The organism is Pseudomonas sp. P5_109 (assembly GCF_034009455.1).
Taxonomy (GTDB): domain Bacteria; phylum Pseudomonadota; class Gammaproteobacteria; order Pseudomonadales; family Pseudomonadaceae; genus Aquipseudomonas.
The window spans coordinates 1,484,820-1,508,050 of sequence record NZ_CP125380.1; the positions used below are offsets into that span (position 1 = coordinate 1,484,820).

Consider the following 23,231-nt stretch of genomic DNA (forward strand, 5'->3'; position numbering starts at 1 on the left):
CTGTGGCTTTTGTACAACTCGCCGAGGGCGAACTGCATTACCAACTCGATGGACCGGTCGATGCGCCGGTGCTGGTGCTGTCCAATTCCCTGGGCACTGACCTGCACATGTGGGACGCGCAGATCCCGGCGTTCTCCGAGCATTTTCGCGTGCTGCGTTTCGACACTCGTGGCCACGGCCAATCGCTGGTGACGCCGGGCCCGTACAACATCGAGCAACTGGGCCGCGACGTGCTCGCCTTGCTCGATGCCTTGCACATCGAACGCGCGCATTTCTGTGGATTGTCCATGGGCGGGTTGATCGGCCAGTGGCTGGGGATCAATGCCAGTGAGCGGCTGAACAAGCTGATCGTGTGCAACACCGCGGCGAAAATCGGCGATCCGTCGGTGTGGGACCCGCGCATTGAAATGGTGCTGCGCGATGGTCAGGCGACCATGGTTGCCCTGCGCGATGCCTCGATTGCCCGCTGGTTCACCCCGGACTTCTCCGCCGCCAACCTGGCGGCAGCCAAGCAGATTACCGACATGCTCGCGGCCACATCGCCCGAAGGTTATGCAGCCAACTGCGCAGCGGTGCGCGATGCCGATTTCCGCGAGCAGTTGTCCTCGATCAAGGCACCGCTGCTGGTGATTGCCGGTAGTGAAGACGCGGTGACGCCGCCATCCGGCGGGCACTTCATTCAGGAACATGTGCCGGGCGCCGAGTACGCCGAGTTCTATGCGGCGCACTTGTCCAACGTCCAGGCAGGCAACGCGTTCAGCGAGCGCGTGCTGGCGTTTCTTTCGGCTGATTGAGGGTTTTCCTGTGGATGAGAAACAACGTTACGACGAGGGCATGGAAGTCCGTCGCGCGGTACTGGGCGACGCCCATGTCAACCGTAGCCTGACAACCCTGACCGAGTTCAACTCGGAGTTCCAGGAGATGATCACCCGTCACGCCTGGGGCGACATCTGGACGCGCCCGGGCCTGCCACGCCATACCCGCAGCCTCATCACCATCGCCATGCTGATCGGCATGAACCGCGAGGGCGAACTCAAGTTGCACCTGCGCGCCGCCGCCAACAACGGCGTGAGCCGTGGCGAAATCAAGGAAGTGATCATGCAGAGTGCGATCTACTGCGGGATTCCGGCGGCCAATGCGACCTTCCACCTGGCCGAGTCGGTGTGGGATGAGTTGGGGATTGAATCGCGGGAGTGATCCCGGTGATGGCTGTTGACTGAGTTGACGCCTTCGCGAGCAAGCCCGCTCCAACAGGGACCCACGATCAACTGTGGGAGCGGGCTTACTCGCGAAGGCGGCCGGTCAGTCGACATCACCTTCGACTGACACCCCACATTTGTTGTGTATTTACAGCAGGCTGATCGGATAGCTGATGATCAAGCGGTTCTCATCGAACTCGTTATTGCTGTAGTCGCGACGCATGGTCGAGTTGCGCCATTTCAGGTTCAGGTCTTTCAGCGCACCGCTCTGCACGGTGTAGCCCAGTTCCGATTCACGTCCCCATTCCTTGCCGTCGGTGATGCTGCCGGTGTGCACGTTATCGCCACTGATGTAGCGGTTCATCAGGGTCAGGCCCGGTACGCCGAGGGCGGCGAAGTTGTAGTCGTGGCGTACTTGCCATGAACGTTCCTGGGCATTGTCATAGCTGGAGTTGAAGCTGTCGTTGCCCAGGGTGCCGCCGCTGGTGCCGTTGACCCGCATCCAGGCGTTGTCGCCGGTGAGCTTTTGCAGGCCGACGTAGAAGGTGTTGCCGCCGTACTTGGCCGAAAACAAGCCGTACAGGGTTTTGTTGTCCAGCTCGCCGGCGCGGGCGCTGCCGTCATCCTTGCCGTAGAAGAAACCCAGGTTGGCGCCCAGGGTCCAGTCGCCAAGCGGTTGGCTGTGGATCAAATTGACGAATTGCTGGCTGTAGATGTCCTTGAGCTCGGCGTTCCACAGGCCGATCTGGGTACGTTTGTCGTTGAACACGTACTCGCCACCCTGGAAGTTGAAACGGTCAGAGGTGAACGCGGCTTTGCCGGTCATCGACATGTCGTCCATGCTGCTGTCGTCGCGCGGGCTGTTCTGGCGGAACTGGCCGCCGTAGAGCGTCAGGCCATTGATTTCCTTCGAGGTGATCTGGCCGCCACGGAAAGTTTGCGGCAGCGAGCGACCATCGTCCGAGCGCAGGATCGGCAATACCGGCATCCATTCGCCAACCTTGACTTCGGTCTGCGACAGCTTGGCCTTGAACGCCACGTTGGTGCGGCCGAAATTGTCCGCCGGGCGGCCGTCATGGTCCAGCGGCAGCAGTTGCGTGCCGCCGGTGCCTTTGCCGCCGTCGAGCTTCACCGAGTACAACCCCAGCACATCCATGCCGAACCCGACGGTGCCCTGGGTGAACCCGGACTTGGCGTCGAGGATGAAACTCTGCGTCCACTCTTCAGCCTTGCCCTGAGCCTTGGTCGGGTTAGTGAAGTTGCGGTTGATGTAGAAGTTGCGCAGGTTCAGGTTGACCTTGGCCCCTTCGACAAAACCCGGCTCCTCGGCGTAGGCGGGCAGGGCGGCACTGGCCAGTGCGGCGGCGATCAGGCTGGGGACGAAATACTGCGCGGTGGAAGACGTCATGAGCTCGGGTCTCTCTAATTCTTGGGGATGAAACAGGGTGATGCCGCAACCCGGGGTTGCAGACGAATATTCGAAATCAGCACAAAACGAAGCGGGTCAGCCGGAGAGGGCAGGGCGCGGGGGCATGGCGTCGAACCTGTTGTTATTGGTTTTGTGGTTCGGATGGTGAATTGAATGTACTAGATGGTTCAATCGTAAAAAACGGGTTTTGGGCGATTATCGAACGAAAGTATATTCGTGCGAATTAGTATTTGTTTCATTTTTTCAAGTTTCATGTGTGTGGGCTGTTGTCAACCATTAGACCTGATAGTTGTTGTGAGGAGTTTCATGAGTTAGGGTTTTTATCGTGTTGCCCAAGGGTGATTAACTAACGCTTTAAACAGGAGGTTGCCATGAAAACTTCAAGGTCGGAGAATGGATGGCCAGTTAGTGATAGGGGAGATGTACCGTCTGTATCGGGAAGATTGAATGGAATTCTCAAGGTGCAAGGTGAAAGAGATACTGATGTTACAGCGACGGGTTTATATTTTCATTGGTTCAAGGACCCCACCTATTTTTTTCTGCTCGTAGAGGACAACAAAATCGGGATGGAGTTGATTCTCAGAGGTGACGAACTCGAGGCTGGCAAAAGATACGTTATTGATATGAAGAACCCTAGTGATGTGGAGGCGTCGCTCCTTTGGAAGGGGTCTGCGGGACAGTCTGAATCGGACAAGGTCGGGGAGCTACATGTCAGGTTCATTACTCCGGAAGGTGATTTTGAGAGAATCGACGGGGATTTTGATTTTGAATATACAGAAACCGGTGTGGGATTTGAGCGGAAAGTAGGATTTTCGTGTCTGAATTTTTCGTTAAAAGTGCCGAATAAAAAAATTTCGTAAAGGTGTGGGTTTTGATTTGTTCGGTATGTTGGAGTTGTGAAGTTGATATGAGTAAGTGTGTTGGTTACTCAAGGCGAGTGCCAATAAATACCCGCGCCATGGAGCACATATAGCTCAATGGCGTGGGTTTTTTCGTATTGGCAGATCAGAACATCTTCATCTTCGGCGCTTCTTCTTTCAACGGCTCGTTTTTCGCCGTCTGTTCGTTCCAGCCACCACCTAGTGCCTTGTACAGGTTGACCTGACTGATCAGCTGCGCCAGGCGATCGGTGATCAGACTCTGTTCGGAGTTGAACAGCTGACGCTGGGCATCGAGGAACGTCAGGTTGCTGTCGACACCGATGCGATAACGACGCTCGGCCAGGCGGTAGTAGTCCTGGTTGGCGCTGACCAGATTACGCTGTGCCTGTACCTGGTCGGTATAGGTCCCGCGTGCGGCCAGGCCGTCGGCGACTTCCTGGAAGGCCGTTTGAATGGACTTCTCGTAGTTCGCCACACCGATGTCTTTCTGGATCTTCGAGTAATCCAGGCTGGCGCGCAGGCTGCCGGCGTTGAAGATCGGCAGGTTGATCTGCGGCTGGAACAGCCAAGTACCCGAACCGCCCTTGAACAGGCCGGACAGGTCCGGGCTCAGGGTCCCGGCGTTGGCGGTCAGGCTGATGCTCGGGAAGAACGCTGCCCGTGCCGCGCCGATGTTGGCGTTGGCCGCCTTGAGGTTGTGCTCGGCCTGGAGGATGTCCGGACGACGTTGCAGCAAGTCCGACGGCAGGCCGGCCGGTACTTCGGCCAACAGATCGTCGTTCAACGGTTTGGCCGCTGGCAGGTTGGCCGGGACGCCGGTACCCAACAGCAGTACCAGGCTGTTTTCATCCTGGGCGACCTGGCGGGTGTAGCGGGCCAGTTGCGCACGGGCGTTTTCCACCGAGGTCCGCGACTGCGCCAGGTCCAGGGCCGAGGCGACTCCCACTTCGTTGCTGCGCGCGGTGAGCTTGTAGCTCTCCTCGAACGCGGCGAGGGTGTCCTGGGTGACTTTCAGCAGTTCCTTGTCGGCCTGCCAGGTCAGGTAGGCGTTGGCGACGCTGGCCACCAGGCTGAGCTGCGTGCTGCGCCGGCCTTCTTCGGTGGCGAAGTACTTCTGCAACGCTTCCTCGTTCAGGCTGCGAACCCGACCGAACAGGTCGAGTTCGTAGGCGTTGACGCCAACCGTTGCCGAGTAGGAACTGGTGATGCCGGCTTCGCCGGTCTGCGACGCGTTAGCCGGAACGCGCTGACGGCTGCCGGTGCCGTTGGCCGAGACGGCCGGGAACAGATCGGCACGGGAGATGCGGTACTGCGCCGCAAACGCGTCGATGTTCAGGGCCGCGACACGCAGGTCACGGTTGTTTTCCAGGGCCACCTGGATCAGCTGTTGCAGCGCCGGGTCATGGAAAAACTGCTTCCAGCCCTGCTCGGCAGCCGCTTGCGCCGGTGCCTGGGCCGGCGAGTACGCCGGGCCCTGCGGGTACTGGCCCGCCACCGGTGCTTCGGGCTGCTGATAATCAGGTATCAGCGAGCAGCCACCGAGCACGAAGGCGGCGACTGCCAGGGAGAGTAGCGACTTGCTCATTAGCCAGCCTCTTTAGGAGTTTCAGTAGCGTCATCCTGGTCGACCTTTTTACGCTGGCCAATGGACGACACGGTGACGAAAAACAGCGGGACCCAGAAGATCGCCAGCACAGTGGCGGTGATCATACCGCCGATCACGCCGGTACCGATTGCATGTTGGCTACCGGAACCTGCGCCCGTGGATATCGCCAGTGGTACCACGCCGAGGACGAAGGCGAGCGAGGTCATGATGATCGGTCGCAGACGCATGCGGCAGGCTTCGATTGCCGCGTCGCGCAGGCTACGCCCTTGTTCATGCAGTTCCTTTGCAAATTCGACAATCAGAATGGCGTTTTTCGCCGCCAGACCGATAGTCGTCAACAGGCCTACCTGGAAGTACACGTCGTTGGACAAACCGCGCAGGCTGGTGGCCATCAGTGCACCGATGATCCCCAGCGGTACCACCAACATTACCGCGATCGGAATCGACCAGCTTTCATACAGCGCCGCCAGGCACAGGAACACCATCAGCAGCGACAGGGCGTACAGCGCCGGTGCTTGCGAGCCGGACAAACGTTCTTCGTACGACAGGCCGGTCCAGGAAATACCGACACCCGCCGGCAGCTTCTTGGCAATGGCTTCGACTTCGAGCATGGCTTCACCGGTGGAATAGCCTGGCGCCGGGGCACCGAGGATTTCCATCGCTTCCACGCCGTTGTAGCGGGCCAGTTTCGGCGAACCGTAGATCCACTCGCCCTTGGCGAACGCCGAGAACGGAACCATGGTGCCGGCGCTGTTGCGCACGTACCACTTCTGCAGGTCTTCAGGGCCCATTCGAGAGCCTGGAATGCCTTGCACGTAAACCTTCTTCACCCGACCACGGTCGATGAAGTCGTTGACGTAGCTACTGCCCAGGGCAATCGACAGGGTGTTGTTGATGTCGGCGATGGTAATGCCCAGGGCACTGGCCTTCTCGTCATCGATTTCCAGCTGGTATTGCGGTTCGTCGTTCAGTCCGTTCGGACGCACCTGAGTCAGAATCTTGCTTTGCGCGGCCATGCCGAGGAACTGGTTGCGCGCTTCCATCAGTTTTTCGTGACCGATACCGGCGCGGTCCTGCAGGAACACGTCGAAACCGGTGGCGTTACCCAGTTCCAGTACCGCCGGTGGCGCGAAGGCGAACACCATGGCGTCGCGGAAGGTGAAGAAGTGCTGCTGGGCACGGGCCGCCACCTTGAACACGTTGTTGTCGGCGTTACGTTCGTCCCACGGACGCAGCATGATGAACGCCATGCCCGAACTCTGGCCACGGCCGGCGAAGTTGAAGCCGGTCACGGTGAACACCGAGTTCACCGCATCGCCTTCACCGCCATCCTTGCCCGGACGCAGCAGGAATTCACGCATTTCATCGACGACCACCTGGGTACGCTGGGCCGTGGAGCCTGCCGGGGTTTGCACCTGGGCGAACAGTACACCCTGGTCTTCTTCCGGCAGGAACGCCGTTGGAATGCGGGTGAACAGCCAGATCATGCCCACAACGATCAGCAGATACGCCAACAGATACGGGATCTTGCGCTGCAGGATATTGCCGACACCGCGTTCGTAGCCGCGAACGCCGCGGTCGAAATTGCGGTTGAACCAGCCAAAGAAACCGCGTTTCGGTACGCCGTGCTCGCCTTTTGGAATCGGCTTGAGCATGGTCGCGCAAAGCGCCGGGGTGAAGATCAGCGCAACCAGTACCGACAGGGCCATGGCCGAGACGATGGTGATCGAGAACTGCTTGTAGATCACGCCGGTGGAACCGCTGAAGAACGCCATCGGCAGCAGAACCGCCGACAGTACCAGGGCAATACCGACCAGTGCGCCCTGGATCTGGCCCATGGACTTCTTGGTGGCTTCCTTGGGTGACAGGCCCTCCTCGCTCATCACCCGTTCGACGTTTTCCACCACGACGATGGCGTCGTCCACCAGCAAGCCGATGGCGAGCACCATGCCGAACATGGTCAGGGTGTTGATGCTGAAACCGGCGGCCGCGAGGATGCCGAACGTACCGAGCAATACCACCGGTACGGTCATGGTGGTGATCACCGTGGCGCGGAAGTTTTGCAGGAACAGGAACATCACCAGGAACACCAGCGCAATCGCTTCGACCAGGGTGTGAACCACGCCCTTGATCGACTCCGTTACAACCGGGGTGGTGTCATACGGGAACACCACTTCCATCCCTTGCGGGAAGAACGGCTTGAGGCTGTCGATGGTCGTGCGCAGGGCCTTGGCGGTATCGAGCGCGTTGGCACCGGTGGCCAGTTTCACTGCCAGGCCGGAAGCCGGGGCGCCGTTGAACTGGGCGTTGATGCTGTAGTTCTCGCCACCCAGACCGACTTCGGCAACGTCTTTCAGGCGAACCTGGGAACCGTCCTTGTTGACCTTGAGCAGGATCTTGTCGAATTGCTCAGCGGTCTGCAGACGGGTCTTGCCGATGATCGTCGCGTTCAACTGGGTGCCGGGCAGGGCAGGCAGGCCGCCGAGCTGGCCGGACGACACCTGGACGTTCTGCGCGGCGATGGCGGTCTTGACGTCGATCGGGGTCAGGTTGAAGTTGTTCAACTTGGCCGGGTCGAGCCAGATACGCATGGCGTACTGCGAACCGAACACCTGGAAGTCGCCGACACCGGCGGTCCGCGAGATCGGGTCCTGCATGTTCGACACGATGTAGTTGGACAGGTCGTCCTTGGTCATGCTGCCGTCACGCGACACCACGCCGATCACCAACAGGAAGTTCTTCACTGCCTTGGTGACGCGGATACCCTGCTGTTGCACTTCCTGTGGCAGCAGCGGGGTGGCCAGGTTCAGCTTGTTCTGCACCTGAACCTGTGCGGTGTCGGAGTTGGTGCCTTGCTCGAAGGTCGCGGTAATGGTCATGGTGCCGTCGGAGTTACTTTCCGACGAGACATAACGCAGGTTGTCGATACCGTTGAGCTGTTGCTCGATCACCTGGACCACGGTGTCCTGTACCGTTTGTGCCGAAGCACCCGGGTAGGTCACGGAGATGGCGATCGCTGGAGGCGCGATGCTCGGGTACTGGTTGATCGGCAACCGCAGGATCGATAGTGCCCCGACCAACATGATCACCAGGGCGATTACCCAGGCGAAAATCGGACGGTCGATAAAAAATTTCGACATGGTTTACTCCCCTTTGCCGCCGGAGGCTTTATCAGCTGCCTGGGCGGGGGCCGGGTTCTTTACGGCTACGTTGGTCGCTTCACTGGCCTTGACTTCGATGCCAGGTTTGACGAATTGCAGACCTTCGGTGATCAGGCGATCGCCGGCCTTCAGGCCGTCTTCGATCAGCCACTGGTTACCGACGGTGCGGTTGGCCTTCAGTTGACGCAGTTCGACCTTGTTGTCCGGGCCGACAACCAGTGCGGTCGGCGAACCCTTGAGGTCACGGGTCACGCCTTGCTGCGGGGCCAGGATCGCCGCGCTGTTTACACCGGCCAGCAACTTGGCGTGCACGAACATGCCAGGCAGAAGGGTGTGGTCAGGGTTCGGGAAAATGGCGCGCAGGGTGACGGAACCGGTGGTCTGGTCAACCGAGATTTCGGAGAACTCCAGTTTGCCGTCCAGCTTGTAATCGCTGCCGTCTTCGAGGGTCAGCTTGACCGAGGCCGCGTTGTCGCCGGCTTTTTGCAGGCGGCCGCTTTCCAGCTCGCGGCGCAGTTGCAACAGCTCGACGGAGGACTGCGTCACGTCGACGTAGATCGGGTCGATTTGCTGAATCACTGCCATCGCATCGACCTGGGCATTGCTGACCAGCGCGCCTTCGGTCACCGAAGAGCGGCCGATACGGCCGGTCAGCGGGGCATAGACCTTGGTGTAGCGCACGTTGATCTGTGCGGTTTGCAGCGCGGCTTCCGATTGCAGACGGTTGGCCACGGCGGTGTCGTATTCCTGACGGCTTACGGCTTGTTCGTCGACCAGTTGCTTGTAGCGGTCGGAAACCGACTTGGTCGAACGCAGGTTGGCTTCGGCGCTGGCGAGCGTAGCTTCATAGATCGAAGGGTCGATCTGATAGAGCTGCTGGCCGGCCTTGACGTCGCTGCCTTCCTTGAACAGGCGCTTGAGAATGATGCCGTTGACCTGCGGACGGACTTCGGCAATGCGGAATGCACTGGTGCGGCCAGGCAGATCGGAGGTCAGGGTGAAAGCTTGCGGTTGCAGAGTCACGACGCCGACCTGAGGGGGTGGGGCGACCGGTGCTGCCTCTTCCTTTTTGCATCCGCTGAGTAGCGATGCCAGGGCGACGGCGGCGACCAGAGCGGTAACAGCTGGCTTGAATTGCATGAAAATCCTCGGGTCAGGCGCGCAAGGAGCGCACCGGAAAGGTGGAAGGTTGAAATTTGTTTACCGAGTGGATAAGTAGCTTGCTAAGGAATATACTTACGTACATGGTTGTTTGTAAAGACCCAAGCTGCGTATCACCGTCGTTACACAAGCCGTTGAAAGGTTGGAATTGTAGGCCGGGGACGAACCCCCAGAACGTTCGCCCCACTTTTATTCAGCTGATATTCAGACATCGCTGAAGCACCCTGATTGAGGTTGTACTGCCATGGTCCGTCGTACCAAAGAGGAAGCTCAGGAAACCCGCGCGCAAATTCTCGTGGCGGCCGAAAAGGCCTTTTACGAGCGAGGCGTGGCGCGCACGACCCTGGCGGACATCGCGACTCTGGCCGGCGTCACTCGCGGGGCCATTTACTGGCACTTCAGCAACAAGGCGGATCTGGTGCAGGCCATGCTCGACACCTTGCATGAGCCGCTGGAAGAAATGGCCAAGGCCAGCGAAAGCGAGGACGAACTCGACCCCCTGGGATGCATGCGCAAACTGTTGATTCATTTGTTTCATCAAATTGCGCTGGACCCGAAAACCCGACGTATTAATGAGATTCTGTTTCATAAGTGCGAATTCACCGATGAAATGTGCGATCTGCGCCAACAACGAGTGTCAGCCAGCCTTGAATGCAATGTGCGAATCGGCCTGGCCTTGAGTAATGCCGTAAATCGCGGCCAGTTGCCGGAAAACCTCGACACCGCCCGCGCTGCGATCAGCTTGCATGCTTATATTGACGGCATCCTGTACCAGTGGTTGCTGGCCACAGACAGTTTTGAATTGCACACCGAAGCCGAGCGTTGGGTCGATACAGGGCTGGACATGCTGCGCTTGAGCCCCAGCCTGCGCAAATGAAACAAAATTTGTATTGGGTCCGCGTGTTTCACCCAAGGACCGTTCTGTCACTCGATGTGCCGTAATGGGGTGCTTTTATATACGTACCCTCGGCGGGATGACAGGTAGCAAGTTCAGTATTTTGTAGGGAATTTGTGTCAATCCGGTGAGAAACCTGTCCAGACCTTGTGGGGCAAGTGCTAATCCTTCAGGTACAAAAAAGCCCCGGCTCTTTCGAGTCGGGGCTTTTGCGTTTCAATGTCAGCTGCTTACAGCGTCGGGTAGTCGATGTAGCCGACCGGGCCCTTGGCGTAGAACAGTTCCGGACGCGCTTCGTTCAGCGGCGCGTCAGCCTGCAAGCGTGCCGGCAGGTCAGGGTTGGCAATGAAAGGTACGCCGAAGGCGACCGCATCGGCCTTGCCGCTGGCGAGCAACGCGTTGGCGCTGTCCTTGGTGAAGCGCTCGTTGGCGATGTAAGGGCCACCGAAGGCTTCCTTGAGTTGTGGGCCGAGGCTGTCACCGGCTTCGTGTTCGCGGGAGCAGATGAACGCGATGCCACGCTTGCCCAGTTCACGAGCCACGTAGGTGAAGGTTTCGGACAGGTTGTCATCGCCCATGTCATGGGAATCGGCGCGCGGTGCCAGGTGCACACCGACGCGGCCGGCGCCCCAGATTTCGATGGCGGCGTCAGTCACTTCCAACAGCAGGCGGGCACGGTTTTCCAGGGAACCGCCGTAGTTGTCGGTGCGCTGGTTGGTGCTGCTTTGCAGGAACTGGTCGAGCAGGTAGCCGTTGGCGCCGTGGATTTCCACGCCGTCGAAGCCGGCGGCCTTGGCGTTCTCGGCACCGACGCGATAGGCGTCTACGATGTCGGCGATTTCAGCGGTTTCCAGGGCGCGCGGCGTCGGGTAGTCGGCCATCGGGCGCACCAGGCTGACGTGGCCCTTTGGCTGTATGGCGCTCGGCGCGACCGGGGCATCGCCGTTCAGGTACGACGGGTGCGACACCCGGCCCACGTGCCACAGTTGCAGGAAGATCTTGCCGCCCGCGCCATGGACCGCCTTGGTCACGTTGGACCAGCCACGCACCTGATCGTTGGACCAGATGCCCGGGGTGTCCGGGTAGCCGACGCCCATCGGGGTGACCGAAGTGGCTTCGCTGAGGATCAGGCCGGCGGAGGCGCGCTGCACGTAGTACTCGGCCATCAGCGCGTTCGGCACCCGGCCTTCGTCGGCGCGGCAGCGGGTCAGCGGCGCCATGATGATGCGGTTGGCCAACTCGAGGTCGCCCAGTTTGATCGGATCGAAAATAGTCGTCATCTAATACAACCCTCGTGAGGTAATGGTGAATCAGTTGGTAGCAGGTGCCAGCTCGGGATTGCCGCTCTGACGGAAAGTAATCAGGGTCACCAGCAGGGCGAGTACCGCCAGTACCGCTGCCGCGAGCGGCACGCTGGTCAGGCCGAAGCCGTGGGCGATCACGCTGCCGCCGACCCAGGCACCGAGTGCGTTGCCGACGTTGAAAGCGCCGATGTTCAAGGTCGACACCAGGTTCGGCGCGGCTTTGCCGAAGGTCACTACGTTCACTTGCAGCGCCGGTACGGCGGCAAAACACGCGGTGGCCCAGAGGAACAGGGTGATTTCGGTCGGGATCAGCGCCACGCTGGCCCAGGTCAGCACGGTGGACACCACGGCCATGGTGATGAACACGCCGATCAGCGTTGCGGCCATGCCTTTGTCGGCCAGTTTGCCGCCGATGATGTTGCCGACCGTCAGGCCCAGGCCGATGAGCATCAGCGTCCAGGTCACGCCACGGGGCGAAACGCCAGTGACTTCGCCCAGCAGTGGCGCAACGTAGGTGAACAGGGTGAACACCGAGGCGGCGAACAGTGCGGTCATGCTCAGGGACAGCCAGATGCCAGCGCCCTTGAGCGCGGCCAGTTCGGCGCGCATGTCGAGTTTTTCTTCATCGCGTTTGGCCGGCAGGAAGCGGATCAAACCGATCAGTGCGATCACACCGATCACGGTCACGGCCCAGAAGGTCGAGCGCCAGCCGGCTTCCTGACCGAGGGCGGTGCCCAGCGGTACGCCGAGGACGTTGGCCAGGGTCAGGCCGGTGAACATCAGGGCCACGGCCGAAGCGCGCTTGTTCGCAGGCACCAGGCCGGCGGCGACCACTGAACCGATGCCGAAAAACGCGCCGTGGCACAGGGCGGTGACCACACGGGCAAACATCAGCACGTTGTAGTCGCCGGCCACTGCGCAGAGCAGGTTGCCGACAATGAAAATGCCCATCAACGCCACCAGGGCTGCCTTGCGCGGCAGTTTGGCGGTGGCCAGCGCCATGAACGGCGCGCCGATGGCCACGCCCAGGGCGTAACCGGTCACCAGCCAGCCGGCACCGGGAATCGACACACCGAGGTCAGCCGCCACGTTGGGCAGCAGGCCCATGATGACGAACTCGGTGGTGCCGATGGCGAAGGCGCTCAAGGCCAGGATGAGTAGCGGGAGGGGCATGGGGTAATTCCTTTTTTAGCCGACTGACGTTAAGGGTCAGAGCTCTTTGTTAAAGGTGCGGAGGAACTCCTGGATGGTTTCCTCGTTGCGTTTGAAAAAGTGCCACTGGCCGACTTTGCGGCTGCTGATCAGGCCGGCGCGTTGCAGGGTCGCCAGGTGTGCGGACACCGTGGACTGCGACAGGCCGCAACGTTGATCGATCTGCCCGGCGCAAACGCCGTGCTCGTTGCTGTGGGACTGGTCGGGAAATTCGACGGTCGGGTCCTTGAGCCAGTGCAGGATTTCTCGCCGTACTGGGTGCGCCAGGGCTTTTATTATTTCGTCGAGATTGATGGTCATGATGTGGGCTCGTGATGTGTAAAACGCTATATCGCGATGAGGCGAACTTTAAATCGGTATTTCGCGATATACAAATATGATTTGGCTCTGACCCGCTCACATTTCGGTATATCGAGTTATAACGATACGTTGAGTGTAACAAGACAAGGGTGCAGTGCTAAGCTGCGCCCATGAACTATCTCGCACATCTTCACCTCGGTGGCCAGCGTCCCGGCCAATTGCTCGGCAGCCTGTATGGCGATTTCGTCAAGGGACGCCTGCAAGGGCAATTCGCTCCGGAGATCGAAGGGGCCATCCAGTTGCACCGCAGCATCGACGTGTTCACCGATCGCCATCCCCTGGTGGATATCGCGTTGTCGCGTTTCGCCCTGACCCGTCGGCGCTACGCGGGGATCGTGCTCGACGTGTTTTTCGACCATTGCCTGGCCCGGGACTGGGCGCTGTATGCCGACCGGCCCCTGGCGTTATTCACCTCGGACGTTTATCGGGTGCTGTCCAGCGAACGGCAATTGCCGGAGCGCCTGGCGAAGATTGCGCCGCACATGGTGGCCAATGACTGGTTGGGGTCGTATCAGGAGTTCGAAGTGCTGGAGCAGGTGTTGCGCGGGATCTCGCGACGCCTGACCCGGCCGGAGGAACTGGCGGCGGCGATGCAGGAACTGCGGCGGTTGTATGAGCCGTTGAGCGAGGACTTCAGGTTGTTCTATCCGCAGCTGCAGGATTTTGCCCGGAACTATCCAACGGCATAGATCCAATGTGGGAGCGGGCTTGCTCGCGAAGGCGGTGTGTCAGGCGACATTGATATCGGCTGACACACCGCTTTCGCGAGCAAGCCCGCTCCCACAGGGAATGTTTTTCACGCTGCTATAGCTGGGCGCATTGGAACTTGCTGTTGTTCCGGAATCGCCCCAAACAACACTTTCTGCACCGCCTGCTGCGCCTCGAACGCCAGTGCCGCGCGTTCCCGGCCCTGGCACTCGATGGGCTTGAGCAGATGAATCTCCACGCCGCCACGGTCGTTGCCGAACAGGCGCATCAAGTGCGAGAGCAGATCATCATCGCCAATGAACGGTGCCAGCGCGCAAGGCTCGCCGTTACGCACATAACGTATCGCCACCGGCTGCATCGCCACTTCGGAATCGATGGCGGCGGACAGCAAGCGACCGTGGAAGGTACGCAGCGAACGGCCATCGGTGGTGGTGCCTTCCGGGAACATCAGCAACGGGTGGGCTTGCTCCAGATGACGGGTCATCTGCTTGCGGATCAACTGGCTGTCGCCCGAGCCGCGGCGGATGAACAGGCTGCCGGCCTTGGCCGCCAACCAGCCGGCCACTGGCCAGGTGCGCACTTCGGCCTTGGACAGGAACGATAGCGGCGTGAGCATGCCCAGCAGTGGGATGTCGGTCCAGGACACGTGGTTGCTGACCCAGAGCATCGGCGCCTTCGGCAACTCGCCGTGGACGGTCACGTCGAAGGGCAGGGCGTTGCTCAGGCGAGCCATGAAGAACCGCGACCAGCGCTGCCGGCGCGCCATCGAATGGGCCAGGCCCAGGCGCTCGAACACCCCGAACGCACTGGCCATGCCCAGCCCGAGCGTCACCACCAGCAGCACTCGCGCGATTCGCGCGTACACCCGCAACCGGCTCATTACACAGCCGCCTTGAAGTGTTTGGCGTAGCGCGGGCAGAGTTCATCGCGCTTGAGCAGGATGAACACGTCGGCGACCTGGAAGTCTTCGTCCCAGCATGGCTCGCCGCAAATCTTCGCGCCCAGGCGCATGTAGGCCTTGAGCAGCGGTGGCATTTCGGCAATCACGTTGGACGGAATGTCCAGGCTCGGCAGCGGCTTTTTCGGCTCGGCGCGCAGGTGTTCGGTGCACAGGTAGCGCTCGCGCAGACGCTGCATGATCGCGTGGGCCTGCACGCCGCCGTCCTGCATCGGAATGCTCGCGCAACCCATCAGATAGCTGTAGCCGCCCTGGTTCAGGACTTCGGCCAGTTCGCCCCAGAGCACGGCGATGGTGCCGCCGTTGCGGTAGGCCGGGTCGACGCAGGTGCGACCGATTTCCAGGATCGGGCCTTGCAGGTGCACCAGCCCGTGGAGGCTGAATTCTTCTTCGCTGTAGAATTTGCCCAGGCTGCTGGCAGCCGTGTGGTCGAGCAAACGGGTGGTCGCCACCAGGCGCCCGGTATTCAAATCACGCACGCCGATATGGGCGCAGTGAACGTCGTAGTCATCCATGTCCAGACCCAGCTCGGCACCCTTGAGTTTGGCGTTGAATTCGCCGCTGAACACGTTGAAGCGCAAGGCCTGGGCCTCCTGCAATGCCTCGGCGCCCACCAGGCGTTCGGCTTGCAGGCGGCGTTCGTTGCCGGTGTCGCTGATGCGGGCGATCTGAGTCATGGCGAATCTCCGTGCGGGCTGCTCACCCGTCTTTGGGCTACAGCGAATCGACTTTCTTTGCTAGCCGTGTTGTGCAAAGTCAGGCTATGTAGGCCCGGTGTCATCGCCATTAAGCTTTGGTGATGCTTATATGACAGCCCACAAGGAGCCTCTTATGCCCTGGCAAACCCTGTTGAATCGCCGTGATCGCTTGCCCGCCAACCCGGATCTGGCCGAAGGTTTCGCGACCTTGCTGCAACAGTTGGGTACGGTCACGCCGTTTGAATTGGCCGTGCTTGGCGGGCGGTTGATGGCGTCGCCGGGGCTGGCGTTTCTGGTGGGCTACCAAGCGGCATTGCGCATGCTCTGGCCGAGCGCGCCGCTGAGCCTCGGCGCGCTGTGCGCCACCGAACAGCGCAGCCTGCGTCCGGCGGACATGCAGACCCGGTTGAGCGGTTTGCGCGTGAGCGGACGCAAGGATTTTGTTACCGCCGGCGATGCCGCCGACTGGCTGCTGGTGGCGGCCCGCAGTGAGGAACCGGGCACCAATCCACGCTTGAGCCTGGCGGTGATCTATCGCGATGAGCCGGGTGTGCGCGTGGAAAAACTGGCGCCGATCCCGTTGATACCGGACATCAGCCATGGCCGCTTGTTTCTGGATAACGCGCTGTGCGAGTTGCTCGCCGGGGATGGCTGGGATGCGTACGTCAAGCCGTTCCGCACGCTTGAAGACATCTATGTACTGAGCGCCATGACGGCGTGGTTGTACGGTATCGGTCAGGATTGTGCCTGGCCGCAATCCTTGCAATTGCGCCTGCTGGCATTGTTGGCAGGCTGCGCGGAAAGCAGCCGCCAGCCACCGACCAGTCTGGCCGGGCATGTGCTGCTTGGCGGGTTGTTTGCGCAGTTTGAGGGGCTCAAGGCTGAGGTGGATGAGGCGTTGGCCGCAGGGCCTCAAGAGTGGATGGCGATGTGGCGGCGGGATCAGGCGGTGATGGATTTGGCGGCGGGGGCGCGGGGGAAGCGGTTGGCCAAGGCACTGACGGGATCTGCGTTGTCTTGACTGGCCCCTTCGCGAGCAAGCCCGTTCCCACAGGTTCTGCGTCGAACACAACATTTGTACACGACGCAGGTCCCTGTAGGAGCTGGCTTGCCAGCGATGGCGCCCTCACCGGCAACACAAATTCCAGAACTGTCATCAACCTCGACTAGGCTCAGCAAGTTCAATCTCCGAGCCCCCGCCATGCCCAAAGGCTTGTCCCTGATTTTCCTGTTGTTGCTCAGCTTCACCGCCCAGGCCGAAAACTGGCCCGCCGAGCAATGGCCAACCGCCCCGACACCCACGGGGCCGGCACTTCAAGCCCTGGAGGCCTACGCCTTCCCATCCCGCGATGACACCACGCGCCAGGGCATTCGCACCGATGCCTTGCTGGTGATTCGCGATGGCCAGTTGATCTACGAACGCTACGCCGGCCCGACGACGGCCGGGACGTCGCACCTGACCTGGTCGATCAGCAAGAGCCTGATGGCCACGGTCCTTGGCGTGGCCTACGGCGAAGGGCTGTTCAAGTTGCGGGATCCGGCGCAGACATTTTATCCGCCGCTGGCCAGGCACCCGGACCTGACCATGGCCGACCTGCTGCACTGGGCCTCGGGCCTGGATTGGCAGGAAGACTACGAATACGCACCGCTGAAATCTTCGGTGGTGGCCATGCTCTACACCCGCGGTCACCACGACATGGCCGCGTTCACCGCGGCACATGAGGCGTACGCCGCGCCGGGCCAGGCGTTTCGCTACTCCAGCGGTGACAGCAACCTGTTGTCCGCCGCGCTGAAAACCATCGTCGGCCCAAGCCGCTATCCCGACTATCCGTGGACCGCGCTGTTCGAGCCGCTGGGCATTCGCCATGCCGTGTGGGAAACCGATGCCACGGGCACGTTCGTCGCGTCGTCCTATGCCTACCTCACGGCACGAGACCTGGCCCGGGTCGGTCTGTTGATGGCCCGCGACGGTCGCTGGGGCGACAGGCAACTACTGCCCAAGGACTGGGTGGCGTTCAACCGCGAGCCGTTCGCTCACTATCGCGCACACGAAGACGATGCCGTCCCCGGCGGCCAATGGTGGCTCAATCGAGCCGTTGAGGGCGCGGCACGACCCTGGCCCGATGCTCCCGCCGACACCTTCGCCGCACTGGGTCATTGGGGGCAGGCGATGTATGTGATCCCCAGTGAGCAGTTAGTGATCGTGCGCTATGGCGATGACCGCGACGGCAGCTACCGGCACAACGAATTGCTCCAGCTCGCGCTCAAGGCCTTTGCCGGGAAGGTGCAGCCATGACCGCTTTCATTCGCCGTCGACCGGTCAGCGCTCTGTTGCTGATCCTGCTGATCGCCTTGCTCGGCTGGATCTGGCACGAACGGGTGGCGCTGTGGGCGTTCCCCGACATCATCAGCGCCTACACCGCCAAGGAATATTGCTCGTGCCGCTACGTGATGGGCAACGACACCGAGTACTGCCACGGTTATGTGAAACAGTGGCTGCCCGCCAGCGACTTTTCCGATGACGCGGCCGGCAAGCGGGTAACGGTCAGCGGCATGGGCCGCAGCAACAGCGCTGTGTGGATCGGCGAGCGCCAGGGCTGCCGCTTGCAGCCCTGAAATCCCCTCAGGTTCCACTCTGTGGAACCACATTCGATTGTTCTCGCGCACGACTCGCGGTTATCTGGAGGTGAGCGCGACCTGCCTTTGACGTGTCGCGAAATCACCGCGAACAACAAGAACGGGATTACACCCGGCCCGAGGACAATCGTCATGACCCGATATCAGCACATCCTTGCCTGGCTCAGCGACGTGGCCAGCGACCTGCACGCCACCCGCCAGGACATCCACGCCCACCCGGAACTCGGTTTCGAGGAAAACCGCACCTCGGCGCTGGTGGCCAAGTCCCTGAAGGATTGGGGCTACGAGGTGCACACCGGCGTCGGCAAGACCGGTGTGGTCGGCGTCCTGCGTAACGGCAGCAGCCCACGCAGACTCGGCTTGCGGGCGGACATGGACGCGCTGCCGATCATCGAGAACACCGGCGCAACCTACAGCAGCCAGCACAAGGGCTGCATGCACGCTTGCGGGCATGACGGTCACACCACGATGTTGCTGGGGGCGGCGCGTTACCTGGCGGCGACCCGTCAGTTCGACGGCACCCTGACATTGATTTTCCAGCCTGCCGAAGAGGGACAGGGCGGTGCCGAAGCGATGCTCGCCGATGGCTTGCTCGAACGTTTCCCCTGCGATGCGCTGTTCGGCATGCACAACATGCCGGGGCTACCCGCCGGCCATTTGGGTTTTCGCGAGGGGCCGATGATGGCCTCGCAGGATTTGCTTAATGTGACCATCGAAGGTGTCGGCGGCCACGGTTCGATGCCGCACCTGGCGGTCGATCCGCTGGTGGCAGCGGCCAGTGTGGTGATGGCTTTGCAAACCGTGGTCGCGCGCAACATCGATGCGCAGCAGGCGGCAGTGGTCACCGTCGGCGCGTTGCAGGCCGGGGAGGCGGCCAATGTCATTCCGCAACAGGCGATTCTGCGCCTGAGCTTGCGGGCGCTGGACGCCCAGGTGCGCGAGCAGACCCTCGACCGCGTGCGCGCGATCATCGAATCCCAGGCCCACAGTTTTGGTTGCAGCTCGCGCATCGAACATCGTCCGGCCTACCCGGTGCTGGTCAACCACGCGGCCGAAACCGAATTCGCCCGGCAAGTCGGCGTCGATCTGGTGGGTGCCGATGCGGTCGATGGCAATACCCCCAAACTCATGGGCAGCGAAGACTTTGCCTGGATGCTGCAACGCTGCGCCGGTGCCTACCTGTTTATCGGCAATGGCGTATCGCGGCCGATGGTCCACAACCCCGCTTATGACTTCAACGACGACATCCTGCTGACCGGTGCCGCGTACTGGGGCGCGCTGACCGAGAGCTGGCTCAAGCCGGCCTGATTCCCGCCACTTTCTACTGCCGCTGGACCGGGTGCGCCATGGCGTGCCCGCCGTTACCCAACAGGTTTTTGGAGAGTTCCCCATGCACACTTCGAGCACAGGCGTTTCGCGCACCCGGCAGGTGGTCGCCGCGGTTATCGGCAACGCGCTGGAATGGTATGACTTCATTGTCTACGGCTTTCTGGCGAGCATCATCGCCCGGCAATTTTTCCCCTCTGACGACGAATACGCATCCCTGCTGATGGCCCTGGCGACTTTCGGCGTCGGCTTTTTCATGCGTCCGGTGGGCGGCATCCTGCTGGGGATGTATTCGGACCGCAAAGGGCGCAAGGCGGCGATGCAGATGATCATTCGCCTGATGACCGTATCCATTGCACTGATTGCGTTTGCACCGAACTACGCCGCCATCGGCATGGGTGCACCGCTGTTGATCGTGGTTGCACGGATGCTGCAAGGCTTCGCCACGGGCGGCGAGTACGCCAGCGCCACGGCGTTCCTGGTGGAGAGCGCGCCGGCACACCGCAAGGGATTGTACGGCTCGTGGCAATTGGTCGGGCAATGCCTGGCGGTGTTCTGCGGTGCGGCGATGGTCGCGCTTTTCACCCACCTGCTGTCCCCGGAGGCACTGGAGAGCTGGGGCTGGCGGATTCCCTTTGTGCTGGGTTTGTTGATCGGTCCCGTGGGCTTGTGGATTCGCAAGCACATGGAAGAACCGGAGGAGTTTCTTGAAGCGCGCAAGCAGGCCAAAGGCGCGAGCCCAAGCCTGATGCAAGTGATCCGCGAACACCGGCGCAGCATTCTGGTGTCGATGGGCCTGGCCTGTGGCGCGACCGTGTCGTTCTACGTGGTGCTGGTGAACATGCCAACCTTCGCCCACAAGAATCTCGGCCTGCCGCTGGATCAGGTGCTGCTGGTGCAAATGCTCGCGGTGGCGCTGATGACCGTGGTGATTCCGCTGTCCGGCGCACTGTCGGACCGCCTCGGTCGACGCCCCGTACTGATGGCGTTCACCCTGGCGTTTTTCCTGATGGTGTACCCGCTGTACGTGTGGGTGGCGGCGGCGCCATCGGTGGAGCGCTTGCTGGTGATGCAATTGTTGCTGTGCAGTTCGATCGGCGGGTTTTTCGGCCCGGCACCAACCGCGCTGGCCGAGCAGTTTCCCATCGAAGTGCGCTCCACCGGGGTGTCTGTGGCTTACAACGTCGCGGTCATGGTTTTCGGCGGATTCGCGCCGCTGATTGTCACCTGGCTGAGCAAGGTCCTGGCAACGCCAGTCGCACCGTCCTTCTACGTCCTGTTCGCCTGCCTGCTGACGCTGCTCGGCACCTACTGCATGCACGAAGCGCCACGGGCAAAAAGATCCGTTGAACTCAATCTTGGAGTGAAACCTTGAGCAGCCATCCGATTGTTGAAATGGACGCCGATGAGCTGTCCCGGGCCATCCACGCACGACAGGTGTCCTGTCGCGAAGTGATGCAGGCGTATCTCGCGCAGATCGAACGCTTCAATCCGCAGGTCAATGCGCTGGTGTCGCTGCGACCGGCCGAGGCGTTGCTGGCTGAGGCCGCCGAGTGTGATCGCCAACTCGATCGGGGTCAGTCTCGCGGCTGGATGCACGGCATGCCGCAAGCGGTCAAAGACCTGGCGGCCACTGCCGGTTTACGCACCACCCTGGGCTCGCCGCTGTTCGCCGAGCAGGTTCCGCAACACGATGCCATCAGCGTGGCGCGGGTGCGCGCCTGCGGGGCGATCATCATCGGCAAGAGTAACGTCCCTGAATTCGGCCTCGGCTCGCAAACCTACAACAGCGTGTTCGGCACCACCACCAACGCCTACGATCCGACGCTGATCGCTGGCGGCAGCAGCGGCGGGGCGGCGGTGGCGCTGGCGTTACGCATGCTGCCGGTAGCCGACGGCAGCGATATGATGGGCTCGCTGCGCAATCCGGCGGCGTTCAACAACGTCTATGGATTTCGCCCATCCCAGGGGCGTGTTCCGTTCGGGCCCGGGCCGGAAATGTTCGTCCAGCAACTGGCCACCGAAGGACCGATGGGCCGCACGGTCACCGATGTTGCCCGCTTGCTCGGCACCCAGGCCGGGTACGACCCGCGCGTGCCGTTGTCGCTGACTGAGGATCCGGGGGTGTTTCACCAGTCGTTGCAGCAGGATTTCAGGGATGTGCGGCTCGGCTGGCTGGGGGACTACAACGGCTACCTGCCGATGGACCCCGGTGTCATGGGGCTGTGTGAATCGGCGTTGCAGGACTTCGCCACACTGGGTTGCAACGTCGAGGCCTGCCAGCCGGATTTCTCCCTGGAACGCCTGTGGCAGACCTGGCTGGTGCATCGCCACTGGCTGGTGCAAGGCAGCCTCGGCGGGTTGTATGCCGATGCGCAAAAACGCGAGCAACTCAAACCCGAGGCCCGATGGGAAGTCGAAGGCGGACTGCGCCTGACTGCAGCGGATGTCTATCAGGCTTCGGTCAGCCGCAGCGAGTGGTATCGAGCGCTCAACGAACTGTTCGAACGTTACGACTTCCTGTTGCTGCCCACTGCCCAGGTGTTTCCTTTTGATGCACAAACACCGTGGCCGCGCGTCGTCGGCGGGCAGGCCATGGACACCTACCACCGCTGGATGGAAGTGGTGATCGGGCCGACCCTGGCGGGCCTGCCGAGCATGAATGTGCCAGTGGGATTCAACCCGGCCGGACTGCCGATGGGCCTGCAAATCATAGGCCCGGCCCAGGCCGACCGCGCGGTGTTGCAACTGGCGTATGCCCATGAGCAGTTGACTCAATGGGTCAAGCGCAGGCCGCCCGGCTGTCTGCAACATGCCTGAGACTGGCCGATGGGCCCGCATCTTGCTGCGCAAATTGAACATCCATCTGCGCTTAGGGAGATCGAACCTATGGAGAGCAAGGCAGAAACCGGCAGTGTGCGTTCCGTCGAGCGCGCCCTGGCGATTGTCGAGTTGCTGGGTGAGCATCAGGCATTGGGGCTGGAGGAGTTGCACTACCTCACCACCTTGCCCAAGGCCACGGTGTCGCGCATGTTGCTGACGATGCAGGAGCGGGGCTGGATCTATCGCGGCCTGAGCGATCGGCGCTACCGGTTGTGCGCCAAGCGCCTGTTTGGTGACAGCCAGCAGCGCTTCAAGCGGCGCCTGGTGGAAAACGCCGCGCCGCTGTTGTTGGAGTTGAGCGAGCGCACCGGGTTGGTGGCGGACCTGTCGTGTTTTGATGGCGAGCGGATCGAGGTCATGGAGAGCGCGATCCCCAGGGTGCTGCGCAAGCGCTATCCGAACAACTGTCAGATCGTCGGCCAGCACGCCAGCCTGTTCCATTCGGCCATGGGCCGGGCCTGCCTGGGCGAACTGGACAGCCATGAAGTGGAGCGTCTGGCCAGCCGTGAGCGAATGACTGACGAATCCCTGTTCAACACCACTGAGCAGGCCTTGCACCAAGGCTTCGGGCAGCGCACCGAAGGTTACTGGGAATACCCGGTGCGTCTGCCATTCCTGATACGCGCGGTGGCCTTGCCGATCCGCACCGATGGCCGACTCGTGGGCAGCATGGCGCTTCACTGGCCAATGGATCAGGCGCCGGTGGAACGGGTACTCAATCTGCACCTGAACAGCCTGGCCACCACCATTGGCAATGTGCAGCAGGCGATGTCCTGAGAGGAACTTGTGGCGGTTTAGAGACTCAAGGCAACA

General features: G+C 61.3%; 21 protein-coding genes. 12 read left to right on the forward strand and 9 right to left on the reverse strand.

All coding sequences use genetic code 11. The features are described 5' to 3' along the window. Nucleotides 1-2: 2 nt before the first annotated feature. Together pcaD and pcaC are read left to right on the forward strand one after the other, a co-directional pair. A complete protein-coding gene (gene pcaD / locus QMK54_RS06520; protein ID WP_320402235.1) occupies nucleotides 3-794 on the forward strand; it encodes a 3-oxoadipate enol-lactonase in 792 nt (263 codons plus the stop codon). Nucleotides 795-804: 10 nt separating this feature from the next. Beyond that, nucleotides 805-1,197 (forward strand): 4-carboxymuconolactone decarboxylase, encoded by a 393-nt coding sequence (gene pcaC, locus QMK54_RS06525; RefSeq protein WP_110660791.1) that lies wholly within the window; start codon nucleotides 805-807, stop codon nucleotides 1,195-1,197. Between the two features lie 150 nt (nucleotides 1,198-1,347). On the opposite strand, the gene QMK54_RS06530 is transcribed toward pcaC, so the two are convergent. After that, the gene (locus tag QMK54_RS06530; protein ID WP_223591535.1) at nucleotides 1,348-2,607 is read right to left on the reverse strand and encodes an OprD family porin; all 1,260 of its coding nucleotides are present in this window, start codon (nucleotides 2,605-2,607) and stop codon (nucleotides 1,348-1,350) included. Nucleotides 2,608-2,999: 392 nt separating this feature from the next. Here QMK54_RS06530 and QMK54_RS06535 point away from each other — a divergent pair, with 392 nt between their 5' ends. Beyond that, a complete protein-coding gene (locus QMK54_RS06535) occupies nucleotides 3,000-3,488 on the forward strand; it encodes a hypothetical protein (RefSeq protein ID WP_223591533.1) in 489 nt (162 codons plus the stop codon). 145 nt (nucleotides 3,489-3,633) lie between these two features. Here the strand turns inward: QMK54_RS06535 and emhC are convergent, their stop codons facing one another. From emhC to QMK54_RS06550, 3 genes are read right to left on the reverse strand one after another with little or no spacing between them, the layout of a single operon-like run. Further along, nucleotides 3,634-5,094 carry an efflux RND transporter outer membrane subunit EmhC gene (emhC, locus tag QMK54_RS06540; protein ID WP_110662272.1) on the reverse strand — a complete coding sequence of 487 codons (1,461 nt, stop codon included), beginning with the start codon at nucleotides 5,092-5,094 and terminating at the stop codon, nucleotides 3,634-3,636. Continuing rightward, nucleotides 5,094-8,255 carry an efflux RND transporter permease subunit EmhB gene (gene emhB / locus QMK54_RS06545; RefSeq protein WP_320402236.1) on the reverse strand — a complete coding sequence of 1,054 codons (3,162 nt, stop codon included), beginning with the start codon at nucleotides 8,253-8,255 and terminating at the stop codon, nucleotides 5,094-5,096. Before emhB ends, emhC begins: the two co-directional genes overlap by 1 nt. Before the next feature lie 3 nt (nucleotides 8,256-8,258). Continuing rightward, entirely contained in the window at nucleotides 8,259-9,416 is a 1,158-nt protein-coding gene (locus tag QMK54_RS06550; protein WP_110658100.1) for an efflux RND transporter periplasmic adaptor subunit, read from the reverse strand. A gap of 265 nt (nucleotides 9,417-9,681) precedes the next feature. Here QMK54_RS06550 and emhR point away from each other — a divergent pair, with 265 nt between their 5' ends. Continuing rightward, nucleotides 9,682-10,314 (forward strand): efflux system transcriptional repressor EmhR, encoded by a 633-nt coding sequence (emhR, locus tag QMK54_RS06555; RefSeq protein WP_110658102.1) that lies wholly within the window; start codon nucleotides 9,682-9,684, stop codon nucleotides 10,312-10,314. Nucleotides 10,315-10,562: 248 nt separating this feature from the next. Here the strand turns inward: emhR and QMK54_RS06560 are convergent, their stop codons facing one another. The 3 genes from QMK54_RS06560 to QMK54_RS06570 are packed head-to-tail and all read right to left on the reverse strand — an operon-like array spanning nucleotide 10,563 to nucleotide 13,148. Continuing rightward, entirely contained in the window at nucleotides 10,563-11,612 is a 1,050-nt protein-coding gene (locus tag QMK54_RS06560) for an alkene reductase (protein ID WP_110658104.1), read from the reverse strand. A 30-nt stretch (nucleotides 11,613-11,642) separates the two neighbouring features. Continuing rightward, nucleotides 11,643-12,809 carry an MFS transporter gene (locus QMK54_RS06565; RefSeq protein WP_320402237.1) on the reverse strand — a complete coding sequence of 389 codons (1,167 nt, stop codon included), beginning with the start codon at nucleotides 12,807-12,809 and terminating at the stop codon, nucleotides 11,643-11,645. Nucleotides 12,810-12,845: 36 nt separating this feature from the next. Beyond that, nucleotides 12,846-13,148 (reverse strand): ArsR/SmtB family transcription factor, encoded by a 303-nt coding sequence (locus tag QMK54_RS06570; RefSeq protein ID WP_110658108.1) that lies wholly within the window; start codon nucleotides 13,146-13,148, stop codon nucleotides 12,846-12,848. A gap of 170 nt (nucleotides 13,149-13,318) precedes the next feature. On the opposite strand from QMK54_RS06570, the gene QMK54_RS06575 reads away from it, so the two are divergent. Further along, nucleotides 13,319-13,897, forward strand: a complete 579-nt coding sequence (locus QMK54_RS06575) for an ACP phosphodiesterase (RefSeq protein WP_110658110.1) — start codon at nucleotides 13,319-13,321, stop codon at nucleotides 13,895-13,897. Between the two features lie 107 nt (nucleotides 13,898-14,004). Here QMK54_RS06575 and QMK54_RS06580 read toward each other — a convergent pair whose 3' ends face one another. Continuing rightward, nucleotides 14,005-14,796 carry a lysophospholipid acyltransferase family protein gene (locus QMK54_RS06580; RefSeq protein ID WP_110658112.1) on the reverse strand — a complete coding sequence of 264 codons (792 nt, stop codon included), beginning with the start codon at nucleotides 14,794-14,796 and terminating at the stop codon, nucleotides 14,005-14,007. Beyond that, nucleotides 14,796-15,551, reverse strand: a complete 756-nt coding sequence (gene olsB, locus QMK54_RS06585; protein WP_110658114.1) for an L-ornithine N(alpha)-acyltransferase — start codon at nucleotides 15,549-15,551, stop codon at nucleotides 14,796-14,798. The genes QMK54_RS06580 and olsB overlap by 1 nt, the downstream gene beginning before the upstream one ends. Before the next feature lie 154 nt (nucleotides 15,552-15,705). Here olsB and QMK54_RS06590 point away from each other — a divergent pair, with 154 nt between their 5' ends. From QMK54_RS06590 to QMK54_RS06620, 7 genes are all read left to right on the forward strand, one after another. Continuing rightward, entirely contained in the window at nucleotides 15,706-16,593 is an 888-nt protein-coding gene (locus tag QMK54_RS06590; RefSeq protein WP_320402238.1) for an acyl-CoA dehydrogenase family protein, read from the forward strand. A gap of 180 nt (nucleotides 16,594-16,773) precedes the next feature. Continuing rightward, a complete protein-coding gene (locus QMK54_RS06595) occupies nucleotides 16,774-17,868 on the forward strand; it encodes a serine hydrolase (protein ID WP_320402239.1) in 1,095 nt (364 codons plus the stop codon). Continuing rightward, nucleotides 17,865-18,188 (forward strand): amidase, encoded by a 324-nt coding sequence (locus tag QMK54_RS06600; protein WP_320402240.1) that lies wholly within the window; start codon nucleotides 17,865-17,867, stop codon nucleotides 18,186-18,188. Before QMK54_RS06595 ends, QMK54_RS06600 begins: the two co-directional genes overlap by 4 nt. 153 nt (nucleotides 18,189-18,341) lie before the next feature. Next, nucleotides 18,342-19,517 carry a M20 aminoacylase family protein gene (locus tag QMK54_RS06605; protein ID WP_110658123.1) on the forward strand — a complete coding sequence of 392 codons (1,176 nt, stop codon included), beginning with the start codon at nucleotides 18,342-18,344 and terminating at the stop codon, nucleotides 19,515-19,517. Between the two features lie 82 nt (nucleotides 19,518-19,599). After that, the gene (locus QMK54_RS06610) at nucleotides 19,600-20,910 is read left to right on the forward strand and encodes a citrate-proton symporter (protein ID WP_223596366.1); all 1,311 of its coding nucleotides are present in this window, start codon (nucleotides 19,600-19,602) and stop codon (nucleotides 20,908-20,910) included. A 20-nt stretch (nucleotides 20,911-20,930) separates the two neighbouring features. Continuing rightward, nucleotides 20,931-22,355, forward strand: a complete 1,425-nt coding sequence (locus QMK54_RS06615; RefSeq protein WP_110658133.1) for an amidase — start codon at nucleotides 20,931-20,933, stop codon at nucleotides 22,353-22,355. 69 nt (nucleotides 22,356-22,424) lie between these two features. After that, entirely contained in the window at nucleotides 22,425-23,195 is a 771-nt protein-coding gene (locus QMK54_RS06620; RefSeq protein WP_320402241.1) for an IclR family transcriptional regulator, read from the forward strand. Nucleotides 23,196-23,231 lie beyond the last annotated feature (36 nt).